This is a genomic window from Nocardia sp. NPDC051756, from assembly GCF_040681495.1.
Lineage (GTDB): Bacteria > Actinomycetota > Actinomycetes > Mycobacteriales > Mycobacteriaceae > Nocardia.
Genome location: NZ_JBFAYV010000008.1, coordinates 480,030 through 495,249 on the forward strand (window position 1 = coordinate 480,030; position 15,220 = coordinate 495,249).

At 67.6% G+C, this 15,220-nt stretch carries 14 protein-coding genes; 7 read left to right on the forward strand and 7 right to left on the reverse strand.

Going from position 1 to position 15,220, the window contains the following annotated elements:
- Positions 1-8: 8 nt before the first annotated feature.
- From AB0M22_RS34775 to AB0M22_RS34785, 3 genes are all read right to left on the reverse strand, one after another.
- On the reverse strand, positions 9-3,125 hold the full coding sequence (locus AB0M22_RS34775; RefSeq protein ID WP_364735983.1) for a beta-ketoacyl synthase N-terminal-like domain-containing protein: 3,117 nt from the start codon (positions 3,123-3,125) through the stop codon (positions 9-11).
- A gap of 324 nt (positions 3,126-3,449) precedes the next feature.
- The gene (locus AB0M22_RS34780; RefSeq protein ID WP_364735986.1) at positions 3,450-4,655 is read right to left on the reverse strand and encodes a glycoside hydrolase family 76 protein; all 1,206 of its coding nucleotides are present in this window, start codon (positions 4,653-4,655) and stop codon (positions 3,450-3,452) included.
- Positions 4,656-4,868: 213 nt separating this feature from the next.
- Positions 4,869-5,396, reverse strand: a complete 528-nt coding sequence (locus AB0M22_RS34785; RefSeq protein ID WP_364735989.1) for a hypothetical protein — start codon at positions 5,394-5,396, stop codon at positions 4,869-4,871.
- Between the two features lie 181 nt (positions 5,397-5,577).
- Between AB0M22_RS34785 and AB0M22_RS34790 the strand changes: the two genes are divergently transcribed.
- A complete protein-coding gene (locus AB0M22_RS34790; protein WP_364735992.1) occupies positions 5,578-6,354 on the forward strand; it encodes a helix-turn-helix domain-containing protein in 777 nt (258 codons plus the stop codon).
- A 12-nt stretch (positions 6,355-6,366) separates the two neighbouring features.
- On the opposite strand, the gene AB0M22_RS34795 is transcribed toward AB0M22_RS34790, so the two are convergent.
- Both AB0M22_RS34795 and AB0M22_RS34800 read right to left on the reverse strand, forming a co-directional pair.
- Positions 6,367-7,377, reverse strand: a complete 1,011-nt coding sequence (locus AB0M22_RS34795) for a DUF6745 domain-containing protein (RefSeq protein ID WP_364735995.1) — start codon at positions 7,375-7,377, stop codon at positions 6,367-6,369.
- A 48-nt stretch (positions 7,378-7,425) separates the two neighbouring features.
- Entirely contained in the window at positions 7,426-7,752 is a 327-nt protein-coding gene (locus AB0M22_RS34800) for a hypothetical protein (RefSeq protein WP_364735997.1), read from the reverse strand.
- 152 nt (positions 7,753-7,904) lie between these two features.
- On the opposite strand from AB0M22_RS34800, the gene AB0M22_RS34805 reads away from it, so the two are divergent.
- The 5 genes from AB0M22_RS34805 to AB0M22_RS34825 are packed head-to-tail and all read left to right on the forward strand — an operon-like array spanning position 7,905 to position 13,013.
- A complete protein-coding gene (locus tag AB0M22_RS34805) occupies positions 7,905-8,882 on the forward strand; it encodes an STM4015 family protein (protein ID WP_364736000.1) in 978 nt (325 codons plus the stop codon).
- Positions 8,875-9,996, forward strand: coding sequence for an STM4014 family protein (locus AB0M22_RS34810; RefSeq protein ID WP_364736003.1), 1,122 nt, complete (start codon positions 8,875-8,877; stop codon positions 9,994-9,996). The genes AB0M22_RS34805 and AB0M22_RS34810 overlap by 8 nt, the downstream gene beginning before the upstream one ends.
- Before the next feature lies 1 nt (position 9,997).
- A complete protein-coding gene (locus AB0M22_RS34815; RefSeq protein ID WP_364736005.1) occupies positions 9,998-10,804 on the forward strand; it encodes an STM4013/SEN3800 family hydrolase in 807 nt (268 codons plus the stop codon).
- Positions 10,801-12,141: an STM4012 family radical SAM protein gene (locus AB0M22_RS34820; protein WP_364736008.1), complete on the forward strand. Its 1,341-nt coding sequence runs from the start codon at positions 10,801-10,803 to the stop codon at positions 12,139-12,141. The genes AB0M22_RS34815 and AB0M22_RS34820 overlap by 4 nt, the downstream gene beginning before the upstream one ends.
- Positions 12,142-12,143: 2 nt before the next feature.
- The gene (locus AB0M22_RS34825) at positions 12,144-13,013 is read left to right on the forward strand and encodes an STM4011 family radical SAM protein (protein ID WP_364736011.1); all 870 of its coding nucleotides are present in this window, start codon (positions 12,144-12,146) and stop codon (positions 13,011-13,013) included.
- A 12-nt stretch (positions 13,014-13,025) separates the two neighbouring features.
- Here the strand turns inward: AB0M22_RS34825 and AB0M22_RS34830 are convergent, their stop codons facing one another.
- A complete protein-coding gene (locus tag AB0M22_RS34830; protein ID WP_364736014.1) occupies positions 13,026-13,607 on the reverse strand; it encodes a TetR/AcrR family transcriptional regulator in 582 nt (193 codons plus the stop codon).
- A 51-nt stretch (positions 13,608-13,658) separates the two neighbouring features.
- Between AB0M22_RS34830 and AB0M22_RS34835 the strand changes: the two genes are divergently transcribed.
- Positions 13,659-14,573 carry an SDR family oxidoreductase gene (locus AB0M22_RS34835; protein WP_364736017.1) on the forward strand — a complete coding sequence of 305 codons (915 nt, stop codon included), beginning with the start codon at positions 13,659-13,661 and terminating at the stop codon, positions 14,571-14,573.
- On the opposite strand, the gene AB0M22_RS34840 is transcribed toward AB0M22_RS34835, so the two are convergent.
- Entirely contained in the window at positions 14,574-15,095 is a 522-nt protein-coding gene (locus AB0M22_RS34840) for a nuclear transport factor 2 family protein (protein WP_364736020.1), read from the reverse strand.
- Positions 15,096-15,220 lie beyond the last annotated feature (125 nt).

The following is a 15,220-nucleotide window of genomic DNA, read 5'->3' on the forward strand; positions in this document are numbered from 1 at the left end:
GTGCGCGTTCACACCGCGAGCACGGTTGATTCGGGCCGATCCGGCAGGGGGACGGCGGCGGCCAGCAATGCGGCAACGGCGCGGGGCGTCGGATTGCGGAGCAGATCCTCGACCGAGACCGTGATTCCGGCAGCCACATTGATCCGGCTGCGGAACTCCAAGACAGACAGCGACGTCAGGCCGAGATCGAGGACGGACGCGTCGAGGTCGATCTCGGCGTCGAGCAGGTCCACCACGATCTCGCGCAACTGCGCGGTGACCAGGTCGAGCAGGGCATCCGGCCAGTCCGCCGCCGGCAGGGCCGAAAGGCGCTCTTGCACGGGCGAAATCGAGGCTGCGGCGGGTTCACCGTCGTCCGGAATCGGCTCGGCACCGAACGCCGGTGCCGATTCGTGCGTCAGGACGGTGTCGAGCCAGTAGTTGCGTCGCTGGAAGGCATAGGTGGGCAGGTCGACCGTGCGGGTCCGCGGGAACATCGCGCCCCAGTTCACTGCTGTACCGCGAACCCACACGCCCGCAACGGCTTTCACGAGCCCGTCGGACTCACCGGTCGCCGATCGCAGCGCCGGAATCGCCACGCACCGGGCATCGTCGATGCACTCGTAGCTCATATCCGACAGCACCGTGCCCGGACCCACCTCGATCAAGGTGGTGACGCCCGCCGCGAGCAGCTGCCGCAGCCCGTCGACGAAGCGGACCGGTTCGCGCGCCTGCCGCAGCCAATAGTCGACCGACTCAAGGTCGTCGGCCGACACCGGCGCACCGGTCACGTTGGAGATCAGCGGAATCGACGCGGTCCCCCGCGGCACACTCGCGACCACCTGCCCGAATTCGGCCAGCATGCCGTCCAGATGGGGCGAATGGAATGCCCGTTCGGCGCGCAGTCGCTTCACTCGCCGCCCACGGTCGCGCCACTTTCGCGCCACGGTCAGCACGGCCGATTCGCTGCCGGAGATCACCGTGGCGTTCGGACCGTTGCACGCCGCGACCGCCACCTCGGATTCCAGCCCGGCCAGCGATTCGAGCACCTCGTCCAGACGGGCGCGCAACGACACCATGGCACCGGCAGGCAGCTGCTGCATCAGCCGACCGCGCGCCGCGACCACCGTCGCGGCGTCCGGCAACGCGAAGACCCCCGCCACGTGGGCGGCGGCCAGTTCACCGATCGAGTGCCCGATGACGAAATCGGGTCGCAGGCCCCAGGATTCGAGCAGCCGGTACAGGGCGACCTCGACGGCGAACAGCGCGGGCTGGGTGTAGTCGGTGCGGTCGAGCAGATGCTCCTCAGTCGGATCGAACACGACCTGCCGCAACGGACGATCCAGCAGCGGAGCGAAACTCGCGCACAGTTCGTCGAAAGCCGCGGCGTAGACCGGGAACTCGCGATACAGCTGGCTGCCCATGCCGATCCGCTGACTGCCCTGGCCGGGCAGCATCATGGCGGTCTTGCCCGCGCCGCGCGCGTGCGTCCGGATGACGGAGCTCGACGCCGACAGGCCGGTCAGCTGATCGACCAGTTCAGCGCGGGTGCGCCCGACCACCACGGCCCGATGGTCGAAGACGGTCCGGGTGGTGGCCAGCGAATAGCCGACGGCCGCGGGACTCAGGTCCGGATCGGCCGTCAGCGCGGCATGCAGTCGGGTTGCCTGGCCGGCCAACGCGGCCGTGGTCTTCCCGGACAGCACCCAGGCCACGGGCGCGACCGGTTCCGCACCGTCGGTGTCGAGTTCCGGCTCGGCCCGCACATGCTGCTCGAGGATGACGTGGGCGTTGGTGCCGCTCATTCCGAACGACGACACCCCTGCCCGGCGCGGACCGTCGTGTTCGGGCCACGGGCGGGCCCGGGTGGCCAGCCGGATCGTGCCCGGCGACCAGTCCGCGTGCCGGGTCGGCTCGGCGACGTGCAAGGTCGGCGGCACCACACCGTGCCGGATCGCCTCGACCGCTTTGATCAGACCGGCCACGCCGGCCGCGGATTGGGTATGCGCCACATTCGATTTCACCGATCCGAGCCACAGCGGCCGATCGGCGGAACGCTGCTTGCCGTAGGTGGAATGCAGGGCCCGCACCTCGATCGGGTCGCCGAGTACCGTGCCGGTGCCGTGCCCCTCCACCAGGTCGATCTGGTCCGGGCGCAGCCGCGCGTCGGCCAACGCCGCCGCGATCACTCGTTGCTGGGCCAGGCCGTTGGGCGCCGTCAGCCCGTTCGACGCGCCGTCGGAGTTCACCGCCGAGCCGCGCACCACCGCCAGCACCGGGTGGCCCAGACGCTCTGCGTCCGAAAGTCGTTCGATCAGGATCATGCCGATGCCCTCACCCCACGCGGTGCCGTCGGCCCCGGCCGCGAAGGCTTTGCATCGGCCGTCGGCGGCGAGCGCGCGCTGCCGGGCGAACATCGCGAAGATCATCGGCGTCGCCATCACCGTGACGCCGCCGACCAGGGCCATCGAGGTCTGTCCCGAGCGCAGCGACTGGACGCCTTGATACAGCGCGACCAACGACGACGAGCACGTGGTGTCCAGCGTGACCGCGGGCCCGTGCAGGCCGAGAAAATAGGCGACCCGGCCGGATGCCATCGCCGAGATATTCCCGGTCACCGAATAGGATTCCGCATCGCGCATCGCGGTCGGAGCACCGAATCCATAGCCTTGGCTCGTCATGCCGACGAATACCCCGGTATCGCTGCCCCGCAACTGCGCCGGATCGATTCTGGCGCGTTCGATTGTCTCCCAGGCAACTTCCAGCACCTGCCGCTGCTGCGGGTCTATCGCCAGCGCCTCGCGCGGGCTGATACCGAAGAATCCGGCATCGAATTCCCCGGGACGATCGAGGAAAGCGCCGTGACCGGCGGCTGATTCGATGAATGCGTCCGGATCCGCCGCGAATATCGAATCCAGGTCCCAGCCTCGATCGGCCGGAAACTCGGCGACCAGATCGCGGCCCGCTATCACGCAGTCCCACAGGTCTTCCGGTGACCGCACCCCGCCCGCAAACCGGCACGACATACCGATAATCGCAACCGGCTCACTGGATTTCGCCTCCAGCTCGCGCACCCGCTGCTGTGTCTCATACAGCTCGCGGGCCGCCTTCTTCAGGTACCTGCGCAGTTCAGCTTCGTCTGCCATCGGTCATCCTCGATTCCCCACCGGGGTCGAGATCAACGGCTCCGACCGGTCGACGGAATCGATTTGTTCGTGATTATTCGAAGCGTCGATCAAGGGCGTAAAGTTCATCTTCGACCTCCGCTGATAGCATTACCGCGGTGCCAAAAGTTGTCAACCTGAACAACTTACGTGCAAATTATAGAACTCGACCTTTGCGTAATGTATAGATAAGCAGCTCATAATTTGCGAACGCGCCAATACCCCCCATCCGGGGGTAATCGGGCAAAAAAGGCAACCGGCCGGTATCCGAAAGATACTCTATGTCTGGCGAATTCGACCGTAGGCTCAGTGACCGGCGGCAGTGAGCTGGTAATCCGCTTCGAGCAGCATCCATCCGCTCAGCTGTACCGAGAGATCTCGGCTCAGGTTCCCCGACGACGCGGCGGAGGAGTACATCAGCTGAGGAAAGGTTCCCGGCGGCGCGGGCACCGTGACCGGGCGGCGCCAGTCCACGCCGAACAGCGGTAGTCCGTCTACTTCGGCGCGGTGCTTCCAGGCGGCCTGCGCCGAAGCGTGCACGATATTCGCGGCGGTGGTATCGCCAAGGGCCAGCGCGGCTTCCGCGAGATACCTGGCGAGGATGCCCATGAACAATCCGGAGTCGTCCCCCGAGGCCGCGGCGATCACCCCCGCGTCCGTCATCCGGTCCGCGACCGCGGCGATGAGGGCTGCCGCGCGCCGGCGGTGCGCCGATTCGCCGGTGCGCATGGCCAACTCGGTTTGGAGCCCGATGGCGACGCCTTGGCAGTAGGTGAGGGCGGTGCGATCCACCCGGCCGCCGGGCTCGTGGATTCCGTCGAAGATCAGGCCGGTGTCACGGTCACGCAATCGGGTCTCCAGGAAATCGGCGAGTTCCCTGGCCCGGGACAGATTGCCCAACCGGGCCATGGCGATGCCGGCCGGGCCGATCGCGGAGGTGCTGTAGTACTCGTCGTCGATCCGCCAGGGCACCGCGCCGACCGCCGGGTTCCAGCCGCCGACCAGATCGGCTCCGAGGTCGCCGACCGCTTCGGTGAACCGGACACCGAGCAGCCGGTCGGCCCGCTCCAGCGCTAGCACCAGCCAGGACATGTCGTCGTAGTACCGGTTGGTCCAGCCGGTCAGGTTGCGGACCCGAATACCGCGGGCGAGCGCGATGACTCGCTCGATCCGTTCGGGCGTGCGGGCGCGAAATGCGGCGTCCACCGCGCAGTCGAGCAGGTGGGCCTGCCACCAGTAGCACCATTTCACGAACGTCTGATCCAGCCAGGTCCCCGGCCAGTACAGCGTGCCCAGCCGCATCTGCGGCCGGCCCCAGAGCGTGCGCACGTGCCGTTGCACGATCGCCTGCTCCGCCAGGTCCGCCCGCTGCCCCGGATCGTCCGGGCCGGCCGACACTTTCCGCGTGATCGTCAGGGCCTGCGCGGGCTCCGCCAGTGCGGTCAGCACGACCGAGGCTCCCGCTGCCACCAGCACATTGCGCCGGCTTATCCCCTTGTCCCGGCGATCCATCCGCTCGGACTCCCTTTACTGAGCATGATCATCAGAGGCAGAAACCGTGCAGGGGAATTCTATCTTGGAACGACCGTTCGGGCGCGGCGGCGGATCGCCGTCCTTGCCGGCTCTAGCCGGGAGGTCAGGCCTGGCGGATGGATCGCCGGGTAGCGGAGCTCATCGATAGATGCGCATATCTACGTTAGAGCATGTAATTTCGGTGCGCCGCAATCAGCGGGGCGGATGGAAGCGCGGCACACAGGGGGTGACCGGGCCGGGCGGAGGGCAGTTCGGCAAGGTGATCGGAATGGGTTCGGCCGTCGGCCTGCTCACCATCGGCGCGGTCCCCCAGGGCGCAGGCGGGATATAGAACACGCCCCGCGGTGGCGCGACATAAGGCTTTTCGCACTTCCACCAGGTGTGGTAGCCGCCCGCCGGGACCACACCGACGTCGCCGGAGACGCTGTTCGACGCCGTGGTCAGGCCATCGAGTTGGAGCGTGACGACGAAGAGTGCCTCTGCTGTTCCAGGCCCGCCAGGATCGTGGAATCCGGTGAACATGCAGTCGAGTTTGTACGGAGAGTTGTTGACTACGGTGGCGGTGACGCGCCAGCCCAGCGTCGTGACCGTCGCGGTCACGTCGGTCGGCGCCGCTGCCGCGGTGGTCGGCACGAATATGCCTGCCGCGGCCGCCACGGCCAGCGCGCCGGCGACGCGCAGCCCGGTTCGGTGTTTTCCACGCTCGATGAAGAACGACACGGTCCACCCTCTCTGCCTGCCGCTCGAATGGTCTGCGGCTCGGGCTTCAGGATGCGATGCGGGTACCGGCGATCGCACCATCACCGTGTCGGTCAGTGACACGATCGGGGTGAACTCTGCGATATAGCAGGCGGACACCCTCGGGAGCGGGTGTCCGCCGACACCGGAACGGGGGGTTTCCATGGAGGATGACCGCACAGTCGTCGGTCGCACCGTCACCATCCTGGACGCGGTGACCAGCGCGCCGGCGCCGATCACCCTCGCGTTGCTCACCAAGACCACCGGCATTCCGAAGCCGACTGTTCGCCGGATCGCCAACGCGCTCGTTCAACGCGGCATGCTGACCCGGACGCCGCAGGGCTATTGGACCGGCGACCGCTTGATCCATCAGGGTTTGCGTTCCGCCTGGCACCAGCGGACCGCGCACGCCGCGCAGCCGTACCTGCAAGATCTGTATGCCCGCGCGCCCGGCGAGATCGCCTTCTACTGCGGGCTGCACAACGGTGAGCTCGTCAATGCCGGGTCCGTTTTCGGTGCGGCACATCGCAATTCGATGAGGGAAACCGCGTGGCCGTCGCTGGCTTCGCTCGGCCACAGCGTCGTGCTGACCGCGACGGGCAGGTTGCAATTCGCCCATCACGCCGAGCAAGCCGAGCGCGTCCTGGCCACCGGTTGCCCACCGCTCACTCGATACTCCCCCGCGCACCCTGGTCGCCTCCGCGTTCTCCTCGCCGATGCCCGAGACACCGGAATCGCTGTCGAACAGGAACAATCCAGGCTGGGCTGGGGCTGCACTGCGGTCGCGTTGCACGACAGTGCGGGCGATCTCATCGGCGCGTTGGGCCTGGCCGGGCGCGGCAGCACCACCACGACCCCGGCGATCCGTCGCGCCACGGTCGCGCTCGCCGCGTCCCTGGAGCGCGATCTGGCCGAGATGCTCGACTCCAGGAGCGCGTGAGCAAGCGGTGCCTCAGGTCTGCTGCACCGGTTCGTAGATCTCCTCGCCGAGCCCGAAAGTCCAGGCCACGCCTTCGCGGGCGGTGCTCGTCGTCGGCGGCACGCGCAGCCAGTAGGTGCGGTGGGTGCCGTCGGGTTCCGGCGTGGAGTTGACCACCTCGACCATCACCACGTCCTCGTCGCCGTCGAGCTCGATTCGCCACACCACGCCGGTTTCGTCGCGATGCATCGGGCGCGCGCCGGATTCATCGAGGTAGCGGTCGTAGCCGTAGTACTCGAGCATGATGCGGCGCAGTTCGGCGTTCTCCTCCGCGCGGATCTGCTCGGGCGTCAATGCCCGCAGGCTGTCGAGGAATTCGGCGCTGACGGACATGCCGCGCCAGGCGTGTAGCTCGAATCCGTCGGCGTAGGCCAGCGCGGGACCATCGCCGCGGTCGAGGCGGCCGGCTTCGTCGCGGTGCAGTTCGGTGGGGCGTTCGCTGATCAGGGCGATGTTCTCGTACGGCCACCACCAGCCCGCTTCCCGGGCGACCGCGGCCAATCCGGCGAGCGGCGAGCCGGCGGCCGTATCGAACGCGCACAACCAGGCGGCATCGTGTTGCCCGAGTACGGCGTCCAGCAGCAGCAGGCGAACGCGGGTGCGTTCCTTGGGCTTACTCGCCGCGGCTTCGATGACCCCGTCGCGGATGCGGTCGACGACGGTCCGGGTCAGCTCCCATAGGTCCGCGCCGGTGGTCTGCCAATGTTCGTTGAACGCCTTCGATCCCAATTCGGCGTGTACGCGGGCACGTTCGGCCGCCCACGGTCCGCTGCGCAGCGCTTCGCGCACGCTGGCGCCGCGCTCCCCCAGTTCCCCGTCCGACAGCATCCGCACCGCGGCCGACGGCGAACCAGCCCACACGATTCGCGCGGGCTCACGTAGTCCCGCCAGTCGGTAGGCCGCGCGCACCCCCGCCTCTGCCGCCGCCCGGTCGCCGGCGCCGGTCTGCGCCGAAATCGACCGCCACACATCATGTTCCGTCACGTCTTCGCTCTTCCTGTGCTCGCTCGAGATTCCTGACACCGGGTTTGTTCAGTCGGCCACGATCCGTACCGAACCCGGCACATACTCGCGTTGGCGCACCACCCGATACCAGCCCTGCGGCAGCATGATGGCGGCGTGTTCCTCATGCACGACCCGCCCGCCCTCGGGTAGGTGCAGCAGCATCGGCCCGAACGCGCTCGCCTCGCGAATCAACCTGCCGGGACTCGGGATCGCGTGTGCGTGTCCGGTGACCTCGCCGAGCGCGAGGACCAATCGCCCTCGGGCGTCGCGCGGTTCCGAGGCGGCGCGCACGGCCGTTTCGGGTACCGCGCTCTCCGCCAGCGGAACGATCAGGACGTCGCCTTGCCGATACATGATTTCTCCTCCCACCGCGGCCCGGAATCGGTGCCATGCCGAGGACCGTAGCGGCAGGCACCGACAAAGACCGCCCGGTTCCCGAGTTGTCGGAGGGGCTTGGTAGAACTCACCTGATCATTCTCGAAACCGGCCGAAAGGGGCGGGGACACATGACCGTTGGGGACCACTTGCACGAGCTCGGGGGTTTACCCGCGTTCGACTTCCCGACCGCCGATTCGGGCGGCTCGGAGCGGTCGGCGGCGACACTGCCCGCGGCCGACTCGGTGGCCTGGCGCATCGGCGTCGACTCCTACGACTCGTCGGTTTCCTGGGCGGAGTCCTTCGCCGAGTTCGCCGACGCCGTCGACCTCACCGAAGTCCGGGCGCTCATCGTGGGCTGCTGGTCCGACGCGTACGACAAGGGACCGGACGAGATCTTCGAGGCGTTGCTGGCCGCCAAGGATCGGCTGCCGAACCTGCGCGCCTTGTTCGTCGGCGACATCGTCGGCGAGGAATGCGAGATCTCCTGGATCAATCAGGGGCAGGTGACGCTGCTGCTCGAGGGCTTCCCCGAGTTGACCGAGCTCGGTGTGCGCGGCGGCCAGGAGCTGCGGTTTCCGGCCATCCGGCACACGCACCTGCGCAAGCTGACCGTGGAGACGGGCGGCCTGGAGGCCGAGGTCGTGCGCGGGATCGCCGCGAGCGATCTACCCGCCCTGACCCACCTCGATCTGTGGCTCGGCACCTCGGAATACGGTGGCGACGCCGACGCCGCCGACCTCGCACCCATCCTGGCCGGGACCCGGCTGCCGAAGTTGACCCATCTGGCGTTGCGCAACAGCGAGATCCAGGACGATATCTGCACCGCGCTGGCCTCGGCGCCGGTGGTGGCCCGCCTCGACGTCCTCGACGTTTCCATGGGCGTGCTCACCGACGACGGCGCGGCCGCCCTGCTCAGCGGACAACCGCTCAGCCATCTGTCCTTCCTCGACCTGCACCACAACTATCTGTCCACGGCGATGCGCGAGCGGCTGACCCAAACGCTCGAACCGGCCGGCGTGCGGCTGAACCTGGATCCCGACGACGCCGACGAAGACGAAGATGAGGACGACGGCACCGTCTGGCGCTTCGTCGCCGTCGGTGAATGAGTCGCCGTCGGCGCGCTGGGTAGTCGTCGGCAACCGCGAGAATCGCCGGATCGGGTTGTTCCTCGACGCCGCGCGGGCGGCCGGGGTGGCCGCGCCGCGGGTGGTCGAATGGCGTGCTGTGCTGCGCGACGGCGGTCACGACTTCGCCGAGGACGAGATCGTCCGGCTGGATTCGCCCGGGGAGAACCCCGCGGTGGACGAACTGCTGCGCGGCGTGAACGATCCGACCCGCGTGGAAGGTTCGGCGCGGTGGTACGCGCGGTTCCTCGACGCGGTTGGATCGCTGCGCGGTGGTCGCCGGCTCGATGATCCGGCGGAACTGGCCGTGCTGTTCGACAAGCGGCTGTGCCATGCCCGCCTCGATGGCGCGGGGGTGCCGGTACCCGCCTCCCCGACTTCGGGTGCGGAGGCACCTGTGGGTGGCTGGTCCGAGGTGCGAGACCGGCTGCGCGACAACGGTCTTCGCCGTGTCTTCGTGAAGCTCGCACACGGATCCTCCGCGTCTGGTGTGCTGGCGATCGAGTCGACCAGCTCGGGTCGGTGGCGAGCAACCACCTCAGTGGAGGTCGCGGCCGACGGCCTGCACAACTCGCTCGAGGTTCGGCGATATAGCAGCGAACCCGAGATCGCCGCGATCGTCGATCGGCTCGCGCCGGACGGGTTGCACATCGAACAGTGGGTGCCGAAGGCATCGTTGGCCGGCCGCACCGCCGACCTGCGGGTGCTCGTCGTCGCGGGGCGGGCCACCCATGCGGTGGTGCGGACGAGCCGGGCCCCGATGACCAACCTGCATCTGGGGGGTACTCGTGGTGATCTGGCGGCCGTTCGGGTGGCGGCGGGTGATCGCTGGACCGAAGCGTTGGCGATCTGCGAACAGGCGGCCGCGTGCTTTCCCGGAACGCTTTGTGTCGGTGTCGATCTGCTGCCTTCGATCGGCTGGCGTCGGTTCACGATCGGTGAGGTCAACGCGTTCGGAGATCTGTTACCGCGGCTCACCGGATTGCCGGAAGGACCGGCCGCGGGCGTCGACACCTATACCGCGCAGCTTCGCGCGGCACCCTATTTCGTTGCTCCGCAACTGGATTCACCGGAGGTGAGGTATGCACCGGCCTGATATGAACGAGGTTGTCGGGCGCGACGATCTGCTGCTCCTCACCCTCGATACGCTCCGCTATGACGTCGCGGTCGAGCTGGCGGACGCGGGCGAACTGCCCAACCTGTCCGCCTACCTGCCCGACGGCAAGTGGGAAAAGCGCCACGCTCCAGGCAGTTTCACCTACGCCTCGCATCAGGCGATCTTCGCCGGATTCCTGCCGACGCCTGCGACACCGGGTCCGCATCCACGCCTGTTCGCCGCGCGCTTCGCCGGCAGTGAGACGACCGCGGACGGCACGTACGTCTTCGACTCGCCCGATCTCGTGACCGCGCTCGCGGCGCACGGCTATCACACGGTGTGCATCGGCGGTGTCGGGTTCTTCAACAAGCGGGGTGCGCTCGGCAGCGTGCTGCCCGGCTTGTTCGTCGAAAGTCATTGGGAGTCGGACTTTTCCGTGGCCTCGCCGACCTCGTTCGAAGCTCAGGTGGCCTGCGCCGAGCGAGTGGTCGCCGATCTGCCCGCCGAGCAGCGACTCTTCTTGTTCCTCAACGCTTCCGCGCTCCATCAACCCAACTGGTTCCATCTGCCGGGGGCAACTCGCGAGACCGGGGACAGCCGCGAAACACATGCTGCCGCTCTGCAATACATCGACGCGCATGTAGGCCGGCTGTTCGACGCGATGCGGTCCCGGCGGCGATGTTTCGCGATCGTCTGTTCCGACCACGGCACCGCCTACGGCGACGACGGCTACACCGGCCATCGACTGGGCCACGAGTCCGTATGGACTGTCCCCTACGGCCATTTCTTCTTGGAGTCATCCGCATGATCGACACCATCGCGCTACCCCGGCCCTACCAGAACTACGTATACGCGTATCCGCACAAGACCGCGTATCGGCCGCTGACGCCACGTCCCGCGCTCGCCGATCTGTGGGCAGGTCAACCGCGGCAGGCGCTTTCGCTCTACCTACACATCCCGTTCTGCGAAGTGCGCTGCGGCTTCTGCAATCTGTTCACTCGCGTCGGTGCGCCGGACGGACTCACCGGTCGTTACCTCGACGCGCTCACCCGGCAAGCACAGGCCGTGCGGGCGGCTCTCGGCGACGACGAGCCGGTGCGTTTCGCGAACGCCGCGTTCGGCGGCGGCACGCCGACCTATCTCGAGGCCGCCGAGTTGTCGCGGCTCTGCGACATCGCCGAGGTGCTCATGGGTGCCGACCTGCGGTCCATTCCGCTGTCGGTCGAGACTTCGCCGAGTACCGCCACTGCCGATCGGCTTGCCGTTCTCGCCGAGCGCGGGACCACCAGGCTGAGCATCGGCGTGCAGAGTTTCATCGACGAGGAAGCCCGCGCCGCCGTGCGGCCGCAGCGGCGTTCGGATGTCGAAGCAGCGCTCGGGCGTATTCGCGACACCGACATTCCCGTCCTCAATATCGACCTGATCTACGGCATCGACGGTCAGACCGAGTCGAGTTGGCGCGTGTCCCTCGACGCGGCGCTGGCTTGGCGGCCGGAAGAGATCTATCTCTACCCCCTCTATGTGCGCCCGCTGACCGGGCTCGGCCGGCATGCCGATCCCGCTGTCGCCGATCTGGATTGGGACGAACAGCGGTTGCGCCGGTACACCGAGGGGCGTGATCATCTGCGCGCGCACGGCTATGAGCAGGTCTCCATGCGCATGTTCCGCCGCACCGACGCCCCGCCGCAGGGACCCGACGACTACGCGTGCCAGACCGACGGCATGATCGGACTCGGTTGTGGCGCACGCTCTTACACCTCCGGACTGCACTACTCGTTCGACTACGCGGTCTCCATGCGCGAGGTTCGCACCATTATCGACACCTACACCGCTACAACCGATTTCAGCAGCGCGGTGCACGGCAGGGTGATCGATCGGGACGAGGCGAAACGCAGATTTCTGCTCCAGTCGCTGTTGCAGGCGGACGGCTTCGCCATTGCGGACTACCTGGTGCAGTTCGGCAACGATCCCTGGCAGGATTTTCCCAGCCAGCTACGCACGCTCGGTGACCGCGGCTGGCTCTCCGACACCGAACCCGGCCGGCTACGCCTCACCGACCTGGGTCTGGCCTACTCCGACGCGATCGGCCCCGAATTCTTCTCCCCCGCAGTGCAAGCCGCGATGGCCGACTACGAGCTGCGATAGCCGTGGACCTGACCATCCTCTACCGCGGACCTCTAGCGTCCTGCGACTACGACTGCCCCTACTGCCCGTTCGCCAAGCGCCGAGACAGCACCGCGCAACTGCGCGCGGATCGCGCTGCCCTGGAACGCTTCACCACCTGGGCACACCAGCAGACCGACGACCGGCTCTCCATCCTGTTCACCCCGTGGGGCGAAGGACTGGTGCGTTCCTGGTATCGGCGAGCCATGGTCGAACTGTCCCACGCACCACACATCGACCGCGTCGCCATCCAAACCAACCTCAGCTGCCGCACCGACTGGTTATCCGACGCCGACCCCGACACCCTCGCCCTCTGGTGCACCTACCACCCCGGGCAAACCCCCTACCAGCGCTTCCTCGACAAGACCGCTCGGCTGGCCAGCGCCGGAATCCGCTTCAGCGTCGGAATAGTCGGCCTCCCAGAGCATCTCGAATACGCACAACAACTACGCGCCGACCTCCCCGAGCACATCTACCTCTGGGTGAACGCCGCCGAAGGCCACACCTACACCGACGCCCAAGCCGACGACTGGACCGACCTCGACCCCCTATTCCCCTTCAGCCGCAACCCCCACAAATCCGCCGGCCAGGCCTGCCGAACCGGCTCCTCGGTCATCTCGGTAGACGGCGACGGCACCGTCCGCCGCTGCCATTTCGTCCGGGACCCCTTGGGTAACCTCTACGACAACTCGTTCCGCAGCGCCCTGACCCCTCGCGCCTGCCCACTCACCGTCTGCGACTGCCACATCGGCTACGTCCACCTCGAAACCCTGCCCCTCTACGACGTTTTCGCCGGCGGCGTCCTCGAACGCATCCCGACCACCAAATCCCTGCCCCTCGTCACGCTGTCCTGACAGGGTGATCGGTCAGTCTCGCCCTGCGGCCGCGACCATGCGAACCAGCGTGTCGATGACCTCGTCGGCGGTGGTGTGCCACTTGTCTGCGGCGAGGTAGCCGCTCAGTTCCATGGCGGCGATGCCGTGGGCGCCTGCGAGTAGCAGAGCGCCGTAGTGCCGGGAGTTCTGCTCGCCCACGACTTCTGCGACGATGCCTCTGAACTCGTCCTGGGTGCGTTCGGCGGCGAGGACGGCCGCGGTCGGGTCGCCGGCCGGTTCGCTACACATCTCTCGGTACAGGTGCGGCTGGTCGCGGCCGACCCCAGTGAGCGCGTGCAGAGCTGCGCGCAGCTTTTCGGCGGGCGACAGGTCCGGGTCGAGCCGCAGGGCGTGCACCTCGTCGCCGACCCGTTCCCAGCCCTCGGTCGCGACGGCAGTAAGCAGGCTGTCCTTGTCCGCGAAATGCCGGTATGGCGCGCCCCGCGTCACGCCCGCCCGTGCGCCCACCTCGCGCAGGGTGACCGCTTCGGGGCCGCCGAGGTCGAGCAGCGTGGCGGCCGCATCGAGCAATGAGCGGCGAGTGGCGGCGGCTGACTCCGCGCGGGTAACCATGACGTCCACCATACAGTTGACAGCGTCAGCTCAACTGATACCGTCGTAAAGATGACAATGTCATCTGAAACTCAGAAGCTGATCGTCGTCACCGGAGCCTCCACCGGCATGGGTGCGGCAACCGCCCGCGAACTTGCCCGCCAGGGGTTCCATGTCCTGGCCGGCGTGCGCCGCGAGCGTGACGCCGACGCCATCCGGTCGACCGGCATCGAGCCGGTCATCCTCGACATCACCGAGCCCGAGCAGGTGGCAGCACTGGCCGCGCGAGTCGCCGACGACCCGCGCGCTCTACATGCGCTCGTCAACAACGCGGGCATTCAGGTGAACGCTCCGGTCGAAGCCCTGCCGATCGAGCAATGGCGGAACGTGTTCGAAGTCAACCTCTTCGGCCACATCGCCGTCACTCAGGCGCTGCTGCCCGCGCTGTTGCGCAGCAAGGGCCGGGTGATCAATATCAGTTCGGTCGGCGGCAAAGTCGCCATGGCCACCTACGGTGCGTACGCGGGAACGAAGTTCGCCTTGGAGGCGGTCAGCGACTCGCTTCGCCGGGAGGTCGCGCCGCTGGGCGTGCATGTCGTGGTGGTCGAGCCCGGCGGCGTCCGCACGGAAATGGCCGCCCGCGGAATCGCAACAGCGAACACCCTGGCCGCGAACATGACACCCGAGCATGACGAGCGCTACGGCAGTCTGGTCCAAGCGAACAACAAGTTCATGGCCTCGGGCACCGACTCGGGCGTGACCGCCGACGCCGCCGCCCGCGTCATCGCGAAAGCCGTGACAGCTCGCACACCGCGCACCCGCTACACCGTCGGCCGAGACGCCGCCCTCGTCACCCGCCTGACCCGAATGCTGTCCGACCGCACTCTCGACCGCGTCCTCGCCGTCAACCTGCGCAGGCATTATCCGAAGGAAGCGAGCGCATCCCGCGGCCAGTTGGCGGGACAGGCCGCCCATAGCCACGGCTGATCAGGATGCCTTGAACAACTCCGCCTGGCGGTCGACGTACGGCTGGAACAGTGCCGCAGGCCAATTCGGATCGATGTTCGAGACGCGATCGATCACCTTCCATACACCGCCGCGCCGTTCGAACCGGTCCTGATAGGTGCCGGTCGACACCACACCCTCGTTGTTTTCCTTCCAGTTGACGCGCCAGCGCCACGACACGATCGCCGTGTCGCCCGCACCCTCGATCTCGAACCAGCCGACGTCGTGGAACCACTTCTCCAGCGGAAACACGCTGTGCGCGAAGTCGTACAGGCTCTTCAGTCCGTCCGGCCCGGTGAACGTCTGCGACCGCAGATCGTGCACCGTGAAGGTGGCCTCCGGCCAGTACAGGCCCACGTACTTGTCGGCCGATTCGCGGCTCGGATCGTTGTCGATGTAGCGCTGGTGAAGCACCAACTGCTCGAAAATCTCGAAGCGGTCCAAGGCGGTGAGGGGTGTGTGATCGGTATCCGCGAGGGCGGGGGATGCGGTGCTGTTGCTCATGGCGGGAACGCTAGGAGCGCTCCCCCGTCCGCGAATCGGTCACCGTATCGGTCGGTGCTGTAGGTCACCGACCCGGTCGGTCGGACACCGCGGTGCCGGTTCGCCAATGATGGTGCCGACAGCGC